At 42.1% G+C, this 22,599-nt stretch carries 17 protein-coding genes; 7 read left to right on the forward strand and 10 right to left on the reverse strand.

Going from position 1 to position 22,599, the window contains the following annotated elements:
• Nucleotides 1-271: 271 nt before the first annotated feature.
• A complete protein-coding gene (locus Q4533_RS15370) occupies nt 272-1,168 on the forward strand; it encodes an alpha/beta fold hydrolase (protein WP_102436190.1) in 897 nt (298 codons plus the stop codon).
• Between the two features lie 206 nt (nt 1,169-1,374).
• Here the strand turns inward: Q4533_RS15370 and Q4533_RS15375 are convergent, their stop codons facing one another.
• Nucleotides 1,375-3,756 (reverse strand): PilZ domain-containing protein, encoded by a 2,382-nt coding sequence (locus Q4533_RS15375; protein WP_303412169.1) that lies wholly within the window; start codon nt 3,754-3,756, stop codon nt 1,375-1,377.
• Between the two features lie 226 nt (nt 3,757-3,982).
• Between Q4533_RS15375 and radA the strand changes: the two genes are divergently transcribed.
• Nucleotides 3,983-5,356: a DNA repair protein RadA gene (radA, locus tag Q4533_RS15380; protein WP_102477169.1), complete on the forward strand. Its 1,374-nt coding sequence runs from the start codon at nt 3,983-3,985 to the stop codon at nt 5,354-5,356.
• A gap of 95 nt (nt 5,357-5,451) precedes the next feature.
• On the opposite strand, the gene Q4533_RS15385 is transcribed toward radA, so the two are convergent.
• Nucleotides 5,452-6,729 carry a YjiH family protein gene (locus Q4533_RS15385; RefSeq protein ID WP_102477222.1) on the reverse strand — a complete coding sequence of 426 codons (1,278 nt, stop codon included), beginning with the start codon at nt 6,727-6,729 and terminating at the stop codon, nt 5,452-5,454.
• 467 nt (nt 6,730-7,196) lie between these two features.
• Here Q4533_RS15385 and Q4533_RS15390 point away from each other — a divergent pair, with 467 nt between their 5' ends.
• Nucleotides 7,197-7,958, forward strand: coding sequence for a DUF998 domain-containing protein (locus Q4533_RS15390; protein WP_102520099.1), 762 nt, complete (start codon nt 7,197-7,199; stop codon nt 7,956-7,958).
• A 158-nt stretch (nt 7,959-8,116) separates the two neighbouring features.
• Here Q4533_RS15390 and Q4533_RS15395 read toward each other — a convergent pair whose 3' ends face one another.
• Together Q4533_RS15395 and Q4533_RS15400 are read right to left on the reverse strand one after the other, a co-directional pair.
• On the reverse strand, nt 8,117-9,013 hold the full coding sequence (locus Q4533_RS15395) for a U32 family peptidase (RefSeq protein WP_102520177.1): 897 nt from the start codon (nt 9,011-9,013) through the stop codon (nt 8,117-8,119).
• An 8-nt stretch (nt 9,014-9,021) separates the two neighbouring features.
• Complete coding sequence (locus Q4533_RS15400; protein WP_102477171.1) at nt 9,022-10,023, reverse strand: peptidase U32 family protein; 1,002 nt, start codon at nt 10,021-10,023, stop codon at nt 9,022-9,024.
• 136 nt (nt 10,024-10,159) lie between these two features.
• Between Q4533_RS15400 and Q4533_RS15405 the strand changes: the two genes are divergently transcribed.
• Nucleotides 10,160-10,681 (forward strand): SCP2 domain-containing protein, encoded by a 522-nt coding sequence (locus Q4533_RS15405; protein ID WP_303503196.1) that lies wholly within the window; start codon nt 10,160-10,162, stop codon nt 10,679-10,681.
• Nucleotides 10,682-10,783: 102 nt separating this feature from the next.
• On the opposite strand, the gene Q4533_RS15410 is transcribed toward Q4533_RS15405, so the two are convergent.
• Nucleotides 10,784-11,035, reverse strand: coding sequence for a YfhL family 4Fe-4S dicluster ferredoxin (locus Q4533_RS15410; RefSeq protein WP_055023738.1), 252 nt, complete (start codon nt 11,033-11,035; stop codon nt 10,784-10,786).
• A 467-nt stretch (nt 11,036-11,502) separates the two neighbouring features.
• On the opposite strand from Q4533_RS15410, the gene Q4533_RS15415 reads away from it, so the two are divergent.
• Complete coding sequence (locus Q4533_RS15415; RefSeq protein ID WP_303503198.1) at nt 11,503-12,681, forward strand: threonine/serine exporter family protein; 1,179 nt, start codon at nt 11,503-11,505, stop codon at nt 12,679-12,681.
• Nucleotides 12,682-12,773: 92 nt separating this feature from the next.
• Here the strand turns inward: Q4533_RS15415 and Q4533_RS15420 are convergent, their stop codons facing one another.
• The 4 genes from Q4533_RS15420 to yegQ form a co-directional block, all read right to left on the reverse strand.
• Nucleotides 12,774-14,432 carry an amidohydrolase family protein gene (locus tag Q4533_RS15420; protein WP_303503200.1) on the reverse strand — a complete coding sequence of 553 codons (1,659 nt, stop codon included), beginning with the start codon at nt 14,430-14,432 and terminating at the stop codon, nt 12,774-12,776.
• Nucleotides 14,433-14,548: 116 nt separating this feature from the next.
• A complete protein-coding gene (locus tag Q4533_RS15425) occupies nt 14,549-15,532 on the reverse strand; it encodes a GTP-binding protein (RefSeq protein ID WP_102436176.1) in 984 nt (327 codons plus the stop codon).
• A gap of 77 nt (nt 15,533-15,609) precedes the next feature.
• Complete coding sequence (locus tag Q4533_RS15430) at nt 15,610-17,283, reverse strand: amidohydrolase family protein (RefSeq protein ID WP_055023742.1); 1,674 nt, start codon at nt 17,281-17,283, stop codon at nt 15,610-15,612.
• A gap of 655 nt (nt 17,284-17,938) precedes the next feature.
• Nucleotides 17,939-19,339, reverse strand: coding sequence for a tRNA 5-hydroxyuridine modification protein YegQ (gene yegQ, locus Q4533_RS15435; RefSeq protein WP_102438026.1), 1,401 nt, complete (start codon nt 19,337-19,339; stop codon nt 17,939-17,941).
• 226 nt (nt 19,340-19,565) lie between these two features.
• On the opposite strand from yegQ, the gene Q4533_RS15440 reads away from it, so the two are divergent.
• A complete protein-coding gene (locus Q4533_RS15440) occupies nt 19,566-20,408 on the forward strand; it encodes an HDOD domain-containing protein (protein WP_102438028.1) in 843 nt (280 codons plus the stop codon).
• A gap of 82 nt (nt 20,409-20,490) precedes the next feature.
• Nucleotides 20,491-21,984: a bifunctional diguanylate cyclase/phosphodiesterase gene (locus Q4533_RS15445; RefSeq protein ID WP_303412182.1), complete on the forward strand. Its 1,494-nt coding sequence runs from the start codon at nt 20,491-20,493 to the stop codon at nt 21,982-21,984.
• Between the two features lie 15 nt (nt 21,985-21,999).
• Here Q4533_RS15445 and Q4533_RS15450 read toward each other — a convergent pair whose 3' ends face one another.
• Nucleotides 22,000-22,434 (reverse strand): thioesterase family protein, encoded by a 435-nt coding sequence (locus tag Q4533_RS15450; protein WP_102438032.1) that lies wholly within the window; start codon nt 22,432-22,434, stop codon nt 22,000-22,002.
• Between the last annotated feature and the right edge of the window lie 165 nt (nt 22,435-22,599).

Genomic DNA, 22,599 nt, shown 5'->3' on the forward strand with positions numbered 1-22,599 from the left:
CCAGTATCAATAACTTGGATTTACGCTGCTTTGTTTATTACTTTGTGTATTACTTGCAAGCCTAAAAACACTGCAAGGGTAAAGAGCTGCAAGCATCAATGGCATCGACTCTTAGCAGTTTAGATATTGGCTGAGAGCACTTTTAAATGGTTCACTTTAAGTGAGCCATTTTTTATCTTGATTAGGCTCATTACTCTAATTAACTTGTAATTAACATTTACACTGATTACCGTATTAAGTTCATACACTCAAAATAGTCATATTCATTCCCATGCAGCAGTCACATTTTATTCCCTATCGAAATGGTCGCCTTCATATTCGGCATATCAAAGCAAACCCTAGCTTGGCTAAAGGCATGCCAATTTTGATGTTACATGGCGCAATGTCAAATGGACGGGTATTTTACAGTGCCTCGGGCAAAGGCTTAGGTTGCTATCTTGCTAGGCAAGGTTTTGATGTGTATATACTCGATACGGCAGGCAGAGGCTTAAGTGAGCCTAAAATCAGCGCGGCCTATTCCTTAGGTCAAACCGAAGTGATTTTAGAGCAGCTGCCCCTTGCCAATGAGTTTATTTTATCGCATTCATCAGCAAGTAAAGTGCATTGGTGCGCGCACTCATGGGGCGGGGTGTTAATGGCGAGCTGTTATGTTCGCTTAGCTAAGGTGCGTACTCAAGTGGCTTCATTTGTCACCTTTGGTAGTAAAAGAACCATCAAAATTAAATCTCTGCGTAAAACCATGATGGTGGATTTATTTTGGAATCGGTTGGCGCCATTTTTGTCAAAAGTGGATGGCTATTTAGCGGCAGATAAATATCGAATGGGTATGGACAATGAAAGCCGGCAATCATTAAGGCAAACCATAGATTGGGTAAAAGGTGATTGGGTAGATTGCCATGATAACTTTGATTATGCCGCTGCAGCTAGGCAGGTGACTTGGCCGCCTTGTTGGTTTTTAGCCGCTAAAAAGGACCGCGTGTTAGGTAACCCTTCAGATGTGCAAGATATGATGGGTGAGTGTCAGATGGTGGCAGCTGAGTATACTTTACTGGCTAAACATCGCGGCTTTAAGCGGGACTACACCCATGCAGGCATGTTAACCGACAAATCCGCAGTAGATGATCATTTCCCGTTAGTGAAAAGCTGGTATGACAGTTTGGCTAAGTAGCAACTTAAAAATAAACTGCAGCGATAAGCGCTAGCTGAAGTAATACAAACCAAGTGATTGCAATATATACTCTATTAGCGCTGTCGAGATTAGTGTATCAATTTGGTTTAGCATTAGCGCACTTTTGGTTTAGCATTAGCGCACTTAGGCTAGGAGCCTTCAAGTTTTGAGCAACTCAGGTTTTGAGTCATTCAGATTTGGGGTATTTAGACTTGGTGTAACTCTGGATATCTCATTTCAACTTCAGCACTAATCTCTAACAGTTCTCCGGCTCCTAAAACCCGCCATAACTGGGCTTCAAGCTGTTTTGCTCTGTGGGAAGCATGGGTGGCAATATATTCCATTTCGCGGCGAATATAGCTCATGTCTGGCTTTTCAGTTGCGCCATAATAAACTCGTAATGCCACAAAGCGGCCAACAGTTTTAGCGTGGCGCACAAAGGCAATTTGAGCATCTCGGCTAGCGAAGTCGTTGACTAACTGAGATTGAATGTTAATTGCTCCTCTACCTTGACGAGACACCTGCAGGAATATCTCTATATATTTCAGGCCATCAATGGGCTTCATTGCTCGAACTGGATTAATAATTAGCTGCTTAAACTGGCTTTCATTAAATAATGGCGTCAAATTATAATTTAATGGTTTAGTGGAGCCAGCGGCAAATAGATGGCTAATAGCATCAGTTTTAACGCCGATCCCTAAGCATGATAGTTGCGCCGATTTTTGCGTTTTTTCTACAAAAAAGGGCACATTAGCCAGCTGTCTTAGGAGTAAGTTTTTCATGCCATCGGCAAGCTCTTTTAACTCGCCTTCACTATCTGATAATTGCTCAAGTTTATCCCGATTATGATTAATGAGTTTATTGATAAACTCAACTCCAGCATGGGGTTCGTGACCAATGTTGGCCGACAAATGCAGGGTTTGGTCATGATTACGGCTGCGGATCAATCGATATGGCAAGTTTGACAGTGATGTCTTGCCTGCAATTTGCTGCAGTTTAGGGAAACTAAGTAACACATCTGTAGGCTTTTTGAGGTTAAGATTATCTTCTAAAGCAAGCTGCAGCCCACGGGTGGATATATCATGGCTTATCCCACGGGTTTTATGGTTGTTGTGCTCAATATCTACCAAGGTTTTAAAGGCATAGCGCGCTTCTCGTCGTCGCTCGCTAAAGGGCATTGATAGACGTTTTATGCTGTTTTGTTTGAGCTTAGTTTGGTTAAACTTTTTAAGCTTATTGACGTTATCACTTGGGTTAAACCAGGTTTGATAATCGGATTGAACCTGCTCATTGGTTAAATCGATTAACTGCAGCACGTAGCTAAAGCCTGCCAGTTGTTGCTCTACTAGCGCTGAGTAGTGGGTTTCATCCCCTGGTAGCGTCGAGGTTTTATAATTCAGTTTATGGTCAATGCTTTGTTGGCTTACTTTGAACACTCGCCAACTAGTTTTGCTTGCGCCAAAGCCAAGGAATAACCCTAAGGCATCATGTTGCTTTAACTCATAAAGCGAGGCTGAAAAGTATTGGATTGTGTCGTTTGCTTGGTAGGTGAAGCAAAAAAATAAACTATGGTCACTGTCTTGTGGGTGCTTAATGAGATTGACTAAGCGATTATTGGTCAGTAAACCGGGTAGCTGATTAATCTCTTGCTCATCTTGAAAATATTGTAATGAAGCTTGGTTGCCTTGACTTAATAGCAAATGGCTAATGGTCGGTTTACCGTCATTTAAACTGATATAAATGGGGAGGTGAGCTAATAGTGGTAAATAATGGCGTTCAAACCCAAGCCCGGTTGCATTGACAATCACATCGTTGACATCCACTTTATAGCGAAAGCGGTAACTGCGGATCAGCTGGGTTAATAAGTTATCGAGCTCGTTACTTTCTCCAATACGGCATAGGCGCAATATGGCACTATCATCTTTGTGTTGTATATCGACGATTTTATAGTCGATGCCTTTTTGGAGATCGTCAAAAAAATACTCTTCGTTTAATTCAAGTAATTTAATACGCAGCGGCTTATCTTGATCAAAGCGAATGTCAGCAGGTAAGCGAACTCTCGCGCCACCGACAGATAAATCTAAGCTGGCGCCATTAACTTCGGGGCCACCTGTTTGTGAGGCTGAAATACGAATACTGTAATTCATTCGCTCTTCGCTACGATTAAAATAGCTGCCTAAAACCACCCCAGGCACAGTTAACTGGGAGGTTTGTGCTACGGGTTGCTGATTGTTTTGGCGGGCTTTTTCTTTGCGTAATTTGTGCTGGTTGAGTACATGCTCATAAACGCCAACGATATACTTATTGCGATACAGCTGCAGTGCCTCTAGCAAGGAAAGCTTTGCTGGCTCATCGAGAAAATGACGTAGTTTTCCAACCTGAACCTCTTCACATTCAAGATCGCTTTTATCACGTAAATCAATGATCCGAGTACAAATCACCGCAATGCGATTTAATTCCATTTTCAATAAAAATCGAGTCGAGTTTGATTCGTCAGCCGTAAACATTTCAAAGGCATCCTTAAAATCAGGTTCCATTAAAAGTGGCTTTAATTGCTCTATAAGCTGACTGTGCTCTTCTAAACTCATGGCTTCTTTTCTATTGAGGGCTCAGATAAAGGTGATAATTGCAGGCTCGACTGGTAATCTTATCGGCTAGCATCAGGCTTACTTTATACAAAATTAGTCTAGGTGTCTGTTAAAGCTAAGGTAATAATGCGATTTTGGCGCCATTAGCTTAACAATTGAGCTGTGTAAATTTAATAAATTAATAAGTGCTTAAATCCCATAAGCAGCAATCTGACAAAAGTGATCTATGGCAAAAAATAAAACAGCGTATGTGTGTAATGAGTGCGGACAAGATTTTCCTCGCTGGCAAGGACAGTGCAATGCCTGCCAAGAGTGGAATACCATATCAGAAGTGCGCATTTCTGCGGTTAAATCGTCGACCAATTCGGTAGCTGGTTATGCAGGCTCTGTCGGCGGCGGCTCAAAAAAACTTCATGAAGTGGAAGAGTTTGAAGCCCAAAAAATGCTTACCGGCATTGGTGAACTTGATAGGGTCTTATGCGGTGGCTTAACCACAGGCTCAGTGAATATTATTTCAGGCGATCCTGGTGCAGGTAAAACTACTTTACTGTCCGATTTAATTGCCCGCATGTCACAAGTTATGCCTTCATTATATTGTACTGCTGAAGAGTCACTATCGCAGTTCAAAAATCGTGTTAACCGCTTAAAGCTCAGTTATAACGAAGAGAACCTATATTTAATGGCTGAAACCAGCGTTGAGGCGATTATTGCTGAGCTGGACGCTAAACAGGTAAAGTTTGCTGTTATCGACTCAATCCAAGCGGTGGTGTCTGAAAGCGCCAATGGCAGCCCTGGCTCGCCTTCACAAGTCAAAAGCTGCGCGCAGGCATTAACCCAGTATTGTAAGCAAAATAATGTCACCATGTTTTTAGTGGCGCACGTTAATAAAAACAATGAAACTGCCGGCCCGCAAACGCTTATTCACATTGTCGATTGTCTGACCCATATTGAATGCAATGACGGCCAAATTAGAACTCTAAGAGCCAATAAAAACCGTTTTGGTGATGTGGATACCGTGGGCATTTTTAAGATGACCGAGCGCGGTATGATAAGTGTTGATAATCCCAGTGAGATATTTCTCTCTGGCTCCACCACTGAATCACCTGGCGCGGCCATTACCTGTATCCGTAAAGGCAACCGTAACTTATTGCTAGAAATTCAATGTCTAACCACTGAGACTGAAGGCGAGTTTCCGCAGCGAGTTTGTGTGGGGTTAAACATGAACCGGATTAAAATGCTCACGGGGATATTACGCAAGCATACTCGCACCAAGATTTATCATGATACTTATTTTAATTTGGTGGGTGGTTTGAAGATTGATGAATCAGAAACCTGTATTGATTTAGCCTTGGTGACGGCATTACTCAGCAGTTTAAATGACTTTGTGGTGCCCAGAACCACCTGCATTATGGGAGAGCTAAGTTTAAATGGTGATGTTAGGCCGATTGATAGTGGTGTGCCGAGAGTAAAAGAAGCGGTGCAACATGGTTTTACCGAGGTGTATATTCCCCATCGTAACTACCATAAATCAATGGAAGGGCTAGGCGCTAAAATCCATCCGATTAAAACCATTCATGAGTTATTAGAACTGATTAACTAAATTGATTAATAAATGGATTAACAAAACTTGTTAAGCATTAAAAAAGGAGCCAGTGGCTCCTTTTTTGTATTTACTTTATGACTCGAATCAAGCGACTAAATCAGTAAGTGTCCGCAAAGGGCGATAACCGGTAATGTCACTAAGGTACGCAAAATGAAAATCACAAACAACTCGAAGAAGTTAACTGGGATTTTACTGCCAATAAGTAATGCACCGACTTCACTCATATAAATTAATTGGGTTACTGATAGGGCTGCAATCACAAAGCGAGTTAAGTCTGACTCAATTGAGCTGGCTAAAATTGAAGGCAAGAACATATCAGCAAAGCCAACCACAATCGTTGTCGATGCAACATCGGCTTCTGGTATTTGCAGTAATTCGAGCAGTGGAATAAATGGCATACCTAGATAATTAAAAATCGGCGTATTTTCAGCTAATACCAATGCGATGGTACCAATGGCCATAACCACAGGAATAATACCAAACACCATATCAACCACGTTCTTAACGCCTTCAGTTAATAGCTGTTTAACCCCACCAGCGCGCGAAGCTTTATTCATCGCTTGCTCAAAGCCCCAAGACATTACGCCATGACCTTGTGGGATCATTTCATCATCTGGGTGACGTGGGGTGTTGTCGATATATAAATCTTTTTTCCATGATAGCGGTGGTAATTTAGGCACTATGATAGCGGCAACAAAACCAGCGAGACAAACGGTTAAGTAAAATGGCACAAATAAATGCTCAAGTTTGACTTGAGAAATAACCACTAAACTAAAAGTAATAGATACTGCTGAGAAGGTAGTACCAATTACGGCCGCCTCACGCTCGGTATAAAGACGGGTTTCATACTGCTTGTTGGTCATTAAAATACCAACACTGCCATCACCTAACCATGATGCCATACAGTCAATGGCACTTCTTCCTGGAAGGTTGAAGATTGGACGCATTAATTTGGTCAGCATGGTACCGAAAAATTCTAATAGACCGAAGTTAAGCAGTAACGGCAGCAGCATGCCTGCAAAAATGAACACTGACAGTAGTACTGGTAATAGGTCATTGAGTACCAAGGCTCCGGTATCAGCTGAGTAAATCACTTCTGAACCGATCTCTAAGTAGGTTAATACAATGAATATTGCCCCTAAGACGCGTACTAATAACCAAAATGGTGAAACATTCAGCAGCGAATGCAAAAACGGGCTCTTACGAACTAACTTTGGGTTTATTAGTTTAGTAAGCACCGACACGATTGCCATAAAGACTACGATACAGGTTACGATTAAAGGTAATATATCGGCGAATTGGTTTTGTACAAATTTTGATACGATAGCAATCGGAATGGTGATTGAGCCGTCGTAGCTAATAGGTGTCATAAACAATAACAATCCGATAAGTGACGGAATGATAAAGGTAAGTATTGTTTTGAGATTATATTTTGGTTTTTCTTGAGTCACTTTGTCTATGCCTTACCAATTAACTAAATAATCATGGTTGAGTTAATCAAACCGTCTTATGGGAAATGCTGTATGTCCATTCATAGGATATCTAAGCGAGGCAAGGTTACCTGCTTATCTATTCTAAGTAAAACTATTCACTAAAACGAATAGTTATGGGCTTTTTATGCTTATCTATATTGTATCGTTTCCCAACCGAATTGCACGGATTATTTTGTTTGTAATCATAGTGTTATGCAGTTGTTGTTGCTGTGGTGTTTTGTTATTACAATGGGTGAGTAGAACGTTGTAAGGTTGTTTGGGTCGTGCCCTCTATATTGACGCGGTTAATTGACTGAATACTAAACATTAGATGTCGATAGCGTTTTTATCAAAGGCGATTAAGTATGATAGAGCCTAATTTACAAGGAACAAGATACGCTGTGATAATAAGTAAAACGGAAAAAATTGCTCGATTAGCTTACCTGTTTGGTTTATTAGGCTTGATAGGGCTTTTTATCGGCATAGGTTTATCTGTGTTTATTGAGCATATGCAGCATGGTGATAAGTATAGTTTACTGCAATTTTCAATCAGTGAACTGGGGACTTACAACCGCTCTTCTTCTGCCTTATTGATTAATGGCGGGCTATTTTTTGGTAGCTTAAGCCTGACGATGAGTGCTTTATTTGGCCTACAAATAAACCGTACCATTACTGGTCGGTTATTTTGGCTGGCTCTTATCGTGACTTTTCTTGCCCTAGCTGCCACAGGGCTGTTTCCCCTTAATGTTTACCATTTACATATTCAAGCCGTGTCTATTTTTATTTACTTTGGCTTAATCAGTGCGCTACTGGGACTGGTTAACGGGATCATTATGCGCCAAGCCCAATATATGCTGCCATTGGTGTTTGCTGGTTTGATTGCGGTGATCCACGGCGCGATTTTAACTTGGCCATATTGGGGTGGGAGTTTAGGTGAGAACCCGCTCTCTGAAGGACTACTATTTCAAGCCATTGTGTCGCAGTCTCCTAAGCCACAAACTTGGTGGTTATCCATCTTATTTTGGCTAAGCATCATAACTACATGGCTGTGGGTTTTGAGCATTTGCCGCTGCTATTTTCTGCCCCAGGGGCAAAGTAAAGCAGATAAGCCTAAGCCAAAGATATGACTCTTGGGCAATTGTAAGTAAGAGCCTTGTAAGTAAGAGCCTTGTCAGTAGGAGACTTGTTATAAGAGCCTTGTAAGTAAAAAGACTTGTAAGCAAAGAGGCTAAAGCTTACAGCGTTATTCACTGCCTTGCATTAGCCCCGATTACTAAGGTGTTAACTAGATTTTTTGTAAACCAGCGCCGCCGAACCAATAGCCATTACAGGATTTTTTGTTAGCAAACTCGCGAGTTTTCATCGCCATATCATCTTGAGTCTCATCACTGTTTGCTAAGCGCTTTGTGAGTTCATCTGCAAGCTCAATACAGGCTAATTGGCTAGGTGATACTCTAAAGTAGTTCACTCCCATTTGCTGCATTTGCATCATTTCAGCGGTTAAATCAACAAATGAAGCAGATTGAGTTTGGATGCCATTTAATCTCAGTAAATCCTGATGCTCTTGAGTTTGCACCAAAATTCCCTTTGGGTGTTGCTGACAAATGGTCTCACAATTGTCTTTACTCAAATTAAAGTGTTTGGCAGTAAAGCAGCGCGCCGAATGTGCCAGTGGCATATAACCATGGCCCATGACTTCCACTTCAAATTGCGGCGTGTTTTCGCCCTCACCAATCACGGTTTTAAGCCATGACTTTGATAATTCAAATGGCATAGCAAAGCGTTGCATACCCATTTTATGCAAAATATCTAAGCTGGCTCTATTGTAATTATTAATGGTTGGGCCACAAATGAACGGCAGTTTGGCCTCAGAGGCCAATTGCACGCCTGCCATATCATTGGCTTCAATAATAAACTCGCCATTATCGATATACTTTTTAAGTTCGCCAAGCTCAGATTGTGCCTCGATTAATGCCATGGTTGAAAGTACCACATTTTTGCCAGACTGCTTGAGCATAGTGGCAATGTCGAAGTAATCTTTAAATTTCATTAATCGACGCCTGCTGCAGACGGTTTCACCTAAATAAATAGTATCAACCTGGCTTTGTGCTGCCCTGTCATAAAATTGTTCCGTGGTGTCTTTGTCCCAGCAATAGCTAATGGCGCCCAGTGAGATTTTCATATTGTTATTTACTGCCATTGCCGCTCGTATGCTCCTAATGTGGTGACTTGTCCTTCAGATACCTTGGCTAAGGTATGATTCCATCTGGCTTGCTCTTTAAAGGCGCTAGGATTGTTTTGATAGCTATCAATCGCTTCACGCCAAACCCGCGTTACTTGCTCTACATATGCAGGGCTGCGTTGACGGCCTTCTATTTTTAGCGATTTGATCCCAGCTTGGGCAAGTTGAGGTAATAGGCTTAAGGTATTTAAGCTGGTGGGCGACTCTAACAGGTAATCGGCTTTGGTATCCGCTTCGGCAATGTAGCGGCCTTTACAGACCACGGGGTAGCCAAGTTGTTGGTCAATACCTGTGGTATCAATCAGCACGTCATTTAGCCTAGTTAGGCATTGGTTGCCTTGCTCTTGCCATCTCACATCTTTTGCTGGCGAGCAAGACCCGCCTGTATTAGGTGATTGGCCAGTGACATAAGACGATAAATGACAACGTCCTTCAGCCATAATACACAAGCTACCAAAGGCAAATACTTCTAACTCTACCGAGCTGCATTTGGCTAGGTCACGCACTTGCTTCATTGATAACACTCTAGGTAATACCGCGCGTTCAATATTAAAATTTTGCTGATAGAAATCGAGTGCGGCTTGATTGGTGGCCGAAGCTTGCACTGAAAGGTGCAATGGCAAATGTGGATAACGGTTGCTGGCATAATGAAGCAGGGATATATCAGCGGTAATAAGTGCATCCATTTGCAGCTGGGCGGCTAAATCTATTGCCTGATACCAGCGGCTTTCCTCTCCAGGTTTTGGATAAGTATTTAAGGTTAAAAATACTTTTCTGCCTTGGGCATGGGCAAGCTTGGTGGCTTGTTTTAGTTGTTCTGGGGTGAAGTTTAAACCTGCAAATGAACGGGCATTAGTATCATCCTTTAAACCTAGATAAACGGCGTCAGCGCCCGCTCTAAAAGCGGCTTTTAATGAGGCTAAATTTCCTGCAGGGCACAAGAGTTCCATATTCTCTCTCTCAAATTTCGATTGAAAGTGAGTGTAAAGTTGAATGACATCACATGATTTGATTTGAAACAGGTTTCAATTGATAAAATGTGAGTAAACTAGCTTAAATTGGAATCTTGTCAGTGTAGGAGTATGAATGTCTTTCGGTTTTTCAGGAAAGGTTGCTAAAAATTTGCTTAATATCGCCCCTAAAGTCGCCACCCAGTCTCTTTCTGTTGTCCCTGAAAAGGTAAAGTTGGATATTCTGGCTAAGATGTTGTCACTTTCGTTAAGTGAACAAATTAAATTTGGTGAGTTAGATTTTCTGCAAGGTAAGTGGGTTGCTATTTGTGTGCAAGACATCGCGCTCAACTTTGAAATTAGTTACGATCAACAGTTATTATTACGTCCTTTGACGCAAGCCGATGTAACTTTTACTGCCAATGTGCCTGAGTTATTACTGGTTGCTGCGGCCAAAGAAGATCCTGACACGTTATTTTTTCAACGTAAGCTGCGTATTGAAGGCGATACCGAACTCGGCCTTGAAGTGAAAAACTTATTGCTCGGTATTGAGCTTGATACGTTACCAGCAGCGGTAAAGCTTAGCATTGAAAAGTTAGCTATCACGCTACAAACGTTACAAGGCTATGCTAATGAGCAGGCAGCCGCAACGGCGTAATATTCAGTCATAATGACTCAGATGAAGAGCGTTAGACATGGGATGAATATAAACATCAAAAAAGGCGCTAATTAGCGCCTTTTTTGTCATGTAGTTTAAGGGTTAAACCTTACCTGTAATGACTTCATATTTATATTGCAGCTCAGCTGGGGTTTCTGCGTGGCTGGGATCAGGATCAATGCAATCAATAGGGCAAACCGAAACACAGGTCGGTTTAGCATAGTGGCCTACGCATTCGGTACATAGCGCAGGATCAATTTCATAGATCTCTTCACCCATGGTGATGGCCTCATTAGGGCACTCAGGCTCACACATGTCGCAGTTAATGCAGCTATCGTCGATTAGTAATGCCATCTAGTTCATATACCTTATAAAATTCATCTGTAACAATTGCTTATGTATATTCCATATAATGGTAAAAATTACCCTGTCCCGACGTTCAATGATTCATACAGCGGATTTTCATGCACTTAACCATGAATAATGACCTGAATGAACACAAAGACTTAATAAGCGTTGAATGACTGCGCTGATCTAATGCGTTTTAACACGCTATAAATCTTTCAATCGATGATTATATCACACAGAGATAGCCCGCCTAGGGTTAAGCGAGAAATTCACCGGCTAGCGCATGTTTTGCAGTGGAGATTACCGCGACCACTGCTAATTCAATGAAAGGATTCATTTTTGAAGGGTTTGACCCTCTATTTCAGATTATGAAGTGAATGAGTTCGCTACTATTATGTAGCAATTATCATTTAGCTACTATGATTTAACTAAGCCCTCAGAACCACTTTTTGCTGACTTATCGAGAATAAAAAATGGAAGATAAAAGCCCAACCCAGCAACAGTATGATGATGTTTTATCATTTTCAGATCGATTACATCAATCAGGGTGCGCACCATACTCAGTGGCGAAATATACTCAGTCTTATGCGGCTCATCATCAGATAGATATCGCCATTGATGTTACCCCAACTAAAATTGTGACCATTTTCGAGCAACCCACTCAAAAAATGGTGATGCAAACTAAAAATCCACCGTCAGTCAATTTACGCAATTTGGTGGCAACCCTAAAGGCAATACACTCAAAAGAAAACTATCAAGGGGTGCCGAGTTACTCAAATTTTACTTTAGGCATTGCCAACCTATTACTGCCGCCTTGCTATTTGATGCTGGTGGGGAGCACGTATCTTGCGGCAATGATTTCGGTTTTTTTAGGGTTAATCGCCTGGTTAGCTCAACTAATGTGCACCGAGCAGCGAGCAATGCTGGTAGAGTTCATTGTGGCGTTTATTGCCAGTTTTGTGGTGGGGATATTGGCCGCTCAATTTCCTGAGTTACCGGTGTTAGCTTTATGCATCTCATCCATTGTACTGTTTATTCCAGGACTCACTGTCACCAATGGTTTAGCCAGTCTTGCCTTAAATGACTTTCGCTCAGGCATAGAGTTATTGGCCCAAAGTAGTTTGGTGGTAATAAAAATATTCATTGGCGTGGTGATGGGCTTAGGTTTATCAAGCTTGCTTGTGGGTCATGTAGCCGCTGCGCCATTTATTAATGAAATCCCTTTAGGTTTGCATATTCTGGCGTTAATTGGCATATCGGTTGCGATTGGACTGATTTTTAATGCCAGTTGGCAAGACATTATTATTGGCCTGCCCGCTGCTGCAGTTGGCATGTGGGGGCCACATTGGTTTACCTCTGATTGGGTTATCGGCACTTGGATTAGCACCATGATTATCACTCTTTATGGGCTGTTAGCCGGTAAAGCACGTAAAGTGCCTGCGTTAGTGTATATCATCCAAGGGGTGATCATTTTAGTGCCAGGAAGCCGGATCATCGTTGGCGCCAGTGAGTCATTCTTTGCCACTGCAATATTGCCTATTCCCAGTATTGGCATGTCAGCATTATTGATGTTTTGTTCGATTATGGCAGGGCAGATCATGGTTTATTCCATTTTCAATGACCGCTTTTTGTTTGACCATAAACGCAACTAATCGATATTAATTGAGAAAAACTAAACACATGAAAAAAGCGCCTAATGGCGCTTTTTCGTTGTCATGTTTTATCGACGTTTTTTGATTATCGATTAGACTGTCACATCGCGACGAATTGCTCTGCCAGGCTTAGCATCCATAAGCAATTGTCCCTTATCAATAATCGATTGGCCATTGACTAGTACATGCTGCATACCCACTGAAAGCTTATTGGGCTCAGTAAATGAGGCCATATCTTTAAAGCTATTGAGATCAAATACCACTATGTCAGCATCTTTACCCACTTGCATACGGCCTTTGTTACGCATTTGCGGCACAGCATCTTCGATGATATGACACGCATTGAGGCTGGTGCGCTTCATTGCCTCGACTAAATTGACTTCTTTATACTCAACCACGTATTTATTTACAAAGCGGGCAAAACACCCGACCGAGCGGGGGTGAGCAAAAGCATCGTTAGGCAATGGCCATACATCACCTTCAATCAATTTACCTTTGCTGTCCATCCAAGGCATGGCATCAGAGGCAATAGCGGCGTTAGGAAACAACACCGAACGCTTCATCATGCGTAAGTCTTCTTTACTGTCGTCAGGCTTTAAGAAGTGAATAACGATCACTTCACCAGGGTTGGTTTTTCGTAGTTCATCGATTTTGGTTTGGGTCATAGGTACGCCATTGGCTTCCATGTAACTTGCATCGGGAACGCCAAAGCGGTCAATCCATCCTGGGCCAGCAAATAAGGCCGCGCCCACAGGTGTTGAGCCTGCGCCATAGGGGTAAGCTTCAGTGGTAATCGGCAAACCAGAATCAACAGCTTCTTGCACTAGGTCGGCGCAATCATCAATGTCTCGCACCGAGGTACTGTTGAGGTGACAAATATGCATATGTGCCCCAGTGGTGGCGGCTAAACTGATTAACTCTTGATAGGCTTCAAAGCTTGATCTGGGCTCCATGCCGTTGGCATAACGTACATGGGTGAAGGTCGGTACATCAAAACTTTTGGCCAGTTTAGCTAAGCCGTAATACTCTTTATGGCCATAGGCGGGAGCATAACCGCCATTAATACCAATCCCTAAACCACCTTCTTTTAAGCCTTGTTCAACATCAGACAATATCGTATTTAGCTGTGCGTCGGTGGCGAGATCATTTTGCCAATTTTTTAAACTAAAGGCATTCTGAAACCAAGTAATGGTGCCATCTGCGGGCGAAATTTCACTTTCAATTGCCATAATGCGGGCATAGGTCCAAGCTACTGAGGCGCCGTAGTTTATTGGGCGACCTTCTTTAGCGGTGTCATCATAATACTTACCAATGGGTAATAGGCCTGATTCCAACTCAAGGGCGGTGGTGACACCATCGAAGGCTTGAGCTCTGGCTGCGGGTAATTGTTGTCCATGGGCGTGAAGGTCGATAAAGCCTGGGGCAACCACAAGCCCGCTGGCATCAATGACTTTTTTACCTGTGAGCTTTTCTGTCGATATAGCGGCAATTTTGTCGTCTTTAATGCCTACATTGCGTACGGCATCTAAACCCGTTTCGGCATCAATGACACGGCCATTAGTAATCACTACATCAAACGGGCCTGTTTGATTTGGCATTAACTCTGGCTTTTGTGGACCCTTGTTAGTTTCTGCTGTGGCAGTCGATGAAAGTGTTATTGCAGCGGCGCCAATAGCCAGTTTTTTCATGGTATCGCGCTTGGTTTGATCAACTTCAGCGGTTAATTTGTCATCTTGATTTAACTCGGACATCATTTACTCCTTTCTCGCCAATATCCTTGATTATCATGCTATTAATTATCAGCCAAGCATTTACAGCTTGTCATTAACAGCTTTAGTGGGCCGTTTACTGCATAGTCGTTTTATATTTAAACCACTAAGCTAGCTAACTTTTCACGCATTATTTTTTCGTCCATGCCACCTTTGGGGGCAATAAAGACTAAACGGGTTGCTCTTGCTTCATCGTGTTCCCACGGCTCGCCAACAGTGACATTGGCGCGTTGGCCAGTACATTGAAATATACAGCGATGATCAGGTCGATCAGATAAATTTAAAATACCTTTCATGCGGTAGGCATCGACTGAAAACTGCTGTAATAGCGGATAGAGGCTTTGTAAAGACAGCGGCTTGTCGGTTTCGAAGCTAAAAGTATCAAAGCTGTGGTTTACATGGTCATGATGGTTGCATTGGCTGTGGTCATGGTCTGCACCTTGGTGCTGACAAGTATGCTCATGGCTAAGTTTTACTAACCGCTCAGGTACATCAAATAAAATCGGTAGTGCGACGTTTCCAAACTCCATTTCAACCAGTTTGGCAAAAGGGGCTTGGGTTTGGCACCATGCTTTAACTTTTTCCAGCTGCTCAGTTGCCACTAAATCAACTTTATTAACTAACACGATATCGGCGACTTGTATTTGTTGCTCTGACAAGCTGGCCATTGAACCTTCTAAACTTAAAATATTCTCAGCATCGATAGTGGTGATAATCGCGTTCAATGGCGCGTGTGCTTGTAGTTCAGGATCTTCAAATTGCAATGCCACTTCTTTAGGTTCGGCAATACCTGAGGTTTCAACAATAATATGATCAGGGCGCTCTTCAAGTGCCAGTATGCGCATCACTGAGACCACTAAACCTTCGGCAAGATTGCAACACACACAGCCATTTTCGAGGCTAATCATATTGTCGCTTTGGGATTTTACTAGCTCTGCATCGACATTAATTGAACCAAAGTCATTTACGATAACGGCCATACGCATGCCATCGGCATTGGTTAGGATATGGTTTAACAGGGTGGTTTTCCCGGCACCTAAAAAACCCGCTAAAATGGTCACTGGAATAGGTTTTTTATTCATTGACGTTTCTCTATATGATTTACTTTTTAACGAAAAAGCTCGGTATTACCCGAGCTTTATGATTTTAGGCATAATGGTTATGCAACCACTGGATTACGAACTGCTAAGCCAGGATTTACATCTAAATGCAATTCACCATTTTCGATAATAGGTGTACCATTTACGATCACATGATGCATCCCTTCTGAGAGTGCATTAGGCGCATCAAAGGTCGCTAGCACTTTGATTTCGTCAAGTTTAAATAAGACTAAATCAGCATCTTTACCCACTTGAATACGGCCTTTGTTTTTCATTTGAGGAACACTGTTTTCTAATATTCGACACGCATTTAAGCTCGTACGCTCCATCGCTTCGAGTAGTGTAACTGCTTTGTATTCATTGAGGTATTTACTGATAAAGCGAGTAAAACAAGCAAGCGATCTTGGATGAGCAATAGCATCACTTGGTAATGGCCATACATTACCTTCGATTAATTGCCCCTTAGGATTCATCCATGGCATTGCATCGGATGCAATGGCTGCGCCTGGAAATAATACTGAGCGGTCCATTTTATGGCGATCGGATTTACTTTCATCAGGTTTTAAAAAGTGCATTACTACCACTGTACCTGGCGCATTTGCTTGAAGCTCAGTGACTTTTTCTTGTGTTAAGGCTTTACCATTTGCTTCCATGTAGCTTGCACTTGGCACTCCCCAGCGCTCTAGCCAATCATCACCGCGGAAAACTTCTGCGCCGATCACTGATGAACCAGCACCGTAAGGATAAGCTTCTGTTGTCACCGATAAGCCTGCATCAACCGCATCTTGAACTAAATCAGCACAATCTTCGATATCTTGCACTGAGGTACTGTTAAGGTGACAAATATGCATGTGTGCACCGGTGGTTGCCGATAAACTGATCAGTTCTTGGTAGGCTTCAAAGCTTGATTTAGGCTCTGCGCTATTTAAGTAACGCACGTGGGTATAAGTAGGCATTTCATAGCGTTTAGCTAGCTTTGCTAATTCGTAGTACTCTTTATGGCCATAACCTGGTGCATAGCCAGCGTTAATACCAATGCCCAAACCTCCCTCTTTAAGGCCTTGCTCAACATAGTTTAAAATGGATTTAAGCTCATCTTTTGTCGCAAGGGTGTTTTGCCAGTTATTTTTAGAAAATGCTTGTTGAAACCAAACAATCGTACCGTCTGCTGGTGGCATTGTGGGCTCTTTTGCCGTGATACGAGCATAAGTCCATGCAACAGAGGCGCCGTAGTTAATAGGGCGGCCCTCTTTGGCTGTGTCATCATAGAATTTAGCAATAGGTAGCAACCCCGACTCCATTTCAAGAGCGGTGGTTACACCATCAAATGCTTGTGCTCGTGCAGCCGGAAGCTGTTGACCATGCGCGTGCATATCAATAAAGCCCGGCGCAACCACTAAGCCTGTGGCATCAATGACTTTTTTGCCTTGTAATTTATCTGTTGAAATGGCGGCAATACGATTGCCTTTAAGGCCGACGTTACGAATGGCATCTAATTTAGTTTCAGGGTCAATGACCCGGCCATTTTCAATAACAATATCAAATGGGCCCTTTTCATTGGCCATTAGCTTAATTTGCTGCTCAGTGAGTTTGTCTGATGCGGCTTGCAAAACTGAGGCAAATGGAAGCGCTGCAGTACCAACAGCACCCGCTGCAAGCTTAGTTAGCGTAGTACGCTTTGACTGGTCGACATTGTTAGTGGTTAAATCATTTAGCTTGGTATCGTCTTTCATTTTTTATCCTCATTTATTCATGCAATAAAAATAGTAAAAACTGGCAACATGTGAAACGGCAAGCACCATAAAAGCTACTTTAAACAGCTTTGCTCTAAATTTGGATAATGTAAAGCACACTTTGATACTTTTGTTGCGCAAGCGTGTCTTTGGGGGCGAATAATAAATATTTCAGGGCTTAGGGTTACGGCTTTGTTAGCTTCGGTTGCTCGTATCGCTTTGAGTTTGTTACTGATATTGCGTTAATGATAAAATTTTGCCGCTGTAAAACTTATTACTGATATTAATTAATAGCATAGATTAGAGGAACTCACATTTGAAGGGTCTAACCCTTCAAGTTTTGACCAACCTTGGCCAATAATAAATAAATGATAGGTGATAACTGACTAAATGATAGGTCATGAGTTTTTATATGTAGTAGGCTGGATCTTGAGTGGGCGATAGAGTTGGGTAGGTGATAGAGTTGAGTAGGTGATAGAAGTTGAGTAGGTGATAGAAGTTGAGTGAAAGGTAGAGATTGAGTCAAAGTGGTGGCTTGTATTGCATTGGCGGGTAAACACTTTCTCAACAGTCACAGTTATGGCCTAAAAGGCAATAACTGCAACAGCTGAAAACGGATAACCATCCCCTGGTTAGACTGACTTATGTAGCAGGTCTAGGTAACGGGTTCAATCGCTTGATGTGGATTGCGGCTATCTTGCCCTTGAGGCAGATTGCGCATTAAAATTGCTTTATCCAGCTCGACTTCTGCCGGCACAGCTAAGAATACAAAGTGCCCTGAACCTAACCCGGCTTCTACTGATTCACCTTTGCGATTAACTAATTCTGAAATGGTTAAGGTGATATTGCCTTGCGGGGTCATCAATTCAACACTGTCACCGACAGAGAACTTGTTCTTAACGTCAATTTCAGCTGCGCCGGCATCATTGCGTTTACCGGTAAATTCACCAACAAATTGTTGGGTATCACTGATTGAGTAGCCGTAATCATAGTTCTGGTATTCGTCATGAACGTGACGACGTAAGAAGCCTTCGGTATAACCACGATGCGCCAAGCCTTCAAGGTTATGCATTAGCGTGCGGTCAAAATCTTTACCTGCCACAGCATCCTCAATGGCTTGACGATATAACTGTGCGGTTCTCGCTACGTAATAAAAAGATTTAGTACGGCCTTCAATTTTTAATGAGTCGACACCCATTTTGGTTAAACGCTCAACGTGTTGAATGGCACGTAAATCTTTTGAGTTCATAATATAAGTACCATGCTCATCTTCATAAGCAGGCATATATTCGCCTGGGCGTCCTGGTTCTTGCAATAACACCACTTCACTTGATGGCTGACCTGCGCCCAATGTTGGCGGCGTCTCTAACTGCACACCATGTTGGTCAACAAGCCCTTGTGGGTTTACCGCAATAATGTCACCGGTTTCAGTTTGCTTGGCTTCATGGACATCGTACTTCCAACGACAAGCATTGGTGCAAGTGCCTTGGTTAGGGTCGCGCTTATTGATGTAACCAGAGAGTAAGCAACGGCCTGAGTAAGCCATACATAATGCGCCATGGACAAATACTTCTAATTCAATATCAGGGCATTGCTGACGAATTTCTTCAATTTCATCTAACGACAATTCTCGAGATAAAATAACGCGTTTAATACCTTGTTGCTGCCAAAACTTCACCGAAGCCCAGTTAATGGCATTGGCTTGTACTGATAAATGCACTACTTGATCGGGAAAGGCTTCTCTCACCATCATGATAAGGCCTGGATCTGACATGATTATGGCGTCAGGTTTCATCGCCACGACAGGTTCCATATCACGAATGTAGGTTTTTAGCTTGGCATTGTGGGGCGCAATGTTGCTGACCACATATAATTTTTTATTGAGCGCATGGGCTTCCTGGATCCCCATGGCGAGGTTTTCCATTTTGAAGTCATTATTACGAACTCGAAGGCTATAACGAGGCTGACCGGCATATACAGCATCTGCACCGTAGGCAAATGCGTAGCGCATATTTTTAAGGGTTCCAGCTGGAGACAATAGCTCTGGTCTAAACATAATAACTCTCAATTTGATGAAAACTCGCACACAGCGCGGGGGCGGCATTTTACTGAAGTATGGCTGCTGAATGCAAATTTTTCCTCTGTGATTGCGGTTACAGTCAAATTTGATCATCTTTAATGGAATAAAATCCCCATAGTCGTTCTTTTTCTTTATTCAAATAAGCCACATAACTGGTACAATTGCTTACAAAGCGATAATAATAATACAACGGGCTGAATTGATGACGACTGAACACCAACTCCTAGTGGGTTTACTGAAAAAGCTTAAAGATGACGCATTGGTACTGCCAACGCTTCCTGAAGTTGCCATGAGAGTGCAAGAGGTGGTATCAAACCCTAATAGCAGCTTGAAGCAAGTGGGTGATATTATTGGCCAAGATGCGGCGATTTCGGCGCGCATTATTAAGGTGGCAAATAGTGCATTGTATAGCCGTGGTAAAAAAGCTGAAAATATCAGTGCTGCCGTTAATCGAATTGGCTTAGTGCAGATTAAAACCATTGTCACTTCAGTGGCGTTAGAGCAACTTTTTATCTCAACCAATGAAATGGTATGGGAGGTGATGGATGAAGTATGGCAAACCTCCATTGAAGTGACAGCAGCGGCAGGGGCATTACTTGCAATTTATAATAAGCGCAACCCCAGTAAAAGGTTAGATGCTGAAACATTGACCTTGGCTGGCTTAGTGCACAATATTGGCGCGCTACCTGTGTTATCAGAAGCTGAAACAAGGCCTGATACCTTTACCAGTATTGAACAATTACGCGGTCTCGTACGTAAAATGCAAGGGCCAATAGGTAGAGCTATTTTAAAAACGTGGGACTTTGCCCCTGAAGTGATGGAAGTGGTTGAGCGCTGGGCTGATTTGCATTACATCTCTGAGCAGGTCACTTATTTAGACTTTATTCGCTCAGCGGCCTATTACTCTGGTGAGTTAAGAGCAGGTCCCGAGCTTGAGCAGCGGTTAGCATTATTTGCCACAAGAGGCTTACCAGTTACCCCTGAAGATTTAGAGAGTGATGAGTTTTTAGATGTTTATCATTCGATAAAACAGAGTTATCAATAAGCTTAAATTCAAGCCCGATGGCTATTGAGTTAACGCTAATAAGGCTAACGCTAATAAAGCAAGATAATAGAGGCACTCGGTTGTGTTAACTGTTGAAATAATGATCATTGTGTTTATTGGCTTAGTTTTGCTGCTCGGTATTGTACTGGGTGGCTATTTTCAGCAAGGGCGCTTTATTAATGAGTTAACCCAAACCCTTGATGTCAATAGTAGCAATAAACTACCGTTAAGTTTCAAACATACCCCTCGGGCTTTTAAACCCCTTATTCGCAATCTAAATCAACTACACAAAAATAATCCTGTTAATCTTGATCGTGACAAACTAACAGGACTGTCCAATCGAGTGGGCTTTAAACGCAAAATGTTTGCCAAAATGCCAGCGACCGAAGGTATGTTGATTTTGGTCGATATTCAACAGTTTAGATTTGTGAATGACTTATTTGGCTTTGTTTTTGGCGATCAATTATTGCAAGCATTTGCAGTGAGGATTAAAGGCTTAACTACCCCCCCTGCGTTTGTATCGCGAATGAATGGTAATGAGTTTTTGCTTTTTTATCCAAATTCATTATTGAGCCAGGATTTACAGGATATGAAGCAGCATTTACAACGACCATTTGAAATTGCTCAAACGCCAATCTGTATTAAAGTTCAACTAGGTGTATTGGAGTTAAATAAACACCATGCTGATGTCAGTTTAATGCTAAGAAGGCTGGATTTAGCCCTTAAAAAAGCTAAACGCAGCAGTGGCTCTGTTGCTTTTTATAATCAAGATGATGATAAAGCCCAATATCGTGAATTATTAATTATCAATAGCTTACCAAAAGGTTTAAAGCAGAATCAATTGTACATGGTATATCAACCAAAGCTGGACATGAACTCAGGTGCTTGTCATCAAGTTGAAGCACTCATTCGTTGGAAACATGCTGGTCTTGGTGACATTTCTCCTTCGGAGTTTATTCCATTAGCTGAGCATACTGGCATTATCGATTTAGTTAGCCATTGGGCGCTGGATGAAGTGTTAAAACAACAGGTTAAGTGGATTAACAAAGGTTTAAATATCAAAGTGGCAGTGAATTTGTCCACCAAAGATTTAGAGAATAAACAGCTTCCGATCATCATAAGCAGTAAGTTGCTGCAATATAAAGTGCCTGCGCAAAACTTGACCATAGAAATTACTGAAAGCGCCTTGATGATTGATTTGAACAGCACCATAGAAACGCTAAATACCCTCAGAGACATCGGCGTCTCCATCGCCATTGATGATTTTGGCACCGGCCACTCTTCTCTTGCTTACCTGCGCCATCTTCCAGTGGATGAGGTAAAGATTGATAAAGCATTTTTGGACGATTTTAATTGTGATTTACAAGCTAACAAAATTGTCAAAACTAGCATAGATTTAGCTAGTAGCTTAGGGTTTAATGTCACGGTTGAAGGGGTCGAAACAAAGGCGGTATTTGATACCTTGATTGGATTTGGCGCCAATACCATCCAAGGGGATTATTTTAGTAAACCCCTTCGGCCTAGTGAGTTAGAGCATTGTTTAGCTCAGTTAACTTATCCGGTTAGCGCGACGTAATTTATTGCTAAATAGCTAATCTTGACCAAATTGTGATCGTAACTGTGCGATCAGCTCAACTGGCATCGGCGCCATTTGTCGTTGTTGATTCATACAAACCATTTCTATGGTCGCTGTCACAGCAGGCTTGTTAGCATTAGGTCGCCAAATTTCCTGTTGCCACACAGTACGATATTTACTTTCAAAATAATATCGAGTGCGAACATCAACAATATCTGCAAACTCAACCCCATCATGACAAAGCATATCGGTGCGATACACTGCAAATCCCAATTGTTGTAGCTGCCATAAGCTATTTAGTACATCGGCCCCAATAACATGCTCTCTGGCTCTTTCGAAATACTTTAAAAAGTTAGGATGATACACAACCCCAGAAAAGTCGGTGTCTTCATAATAGATTTGCACCGGAAAGTGAAATATTGGGCTATATGCTATTGTTTTTGTGCTCATTCGCTACTCAGTTAGGCTGATTTGGTTATTAAGGTAAAACGGATGCTTATTGTCACCTATTTAAACCACTTTAAACAGACTCTTGCTGTTGATATACCTAAGTTACATACTGCTCAGACCTGCAACGATATTGCATTGTGAGTAGCTTTAAGCATCACAGTCAAA

It is taken from the genome of Shewanella sp. 6_MG-2023, from assembly GCF_030547195.1.
Classification (GTDB): domain Bacteria; phylum Pseudomonadota; class Gammaproteobacteria; order Enterobacterales; family Shewanellaceae; genus Shewanella.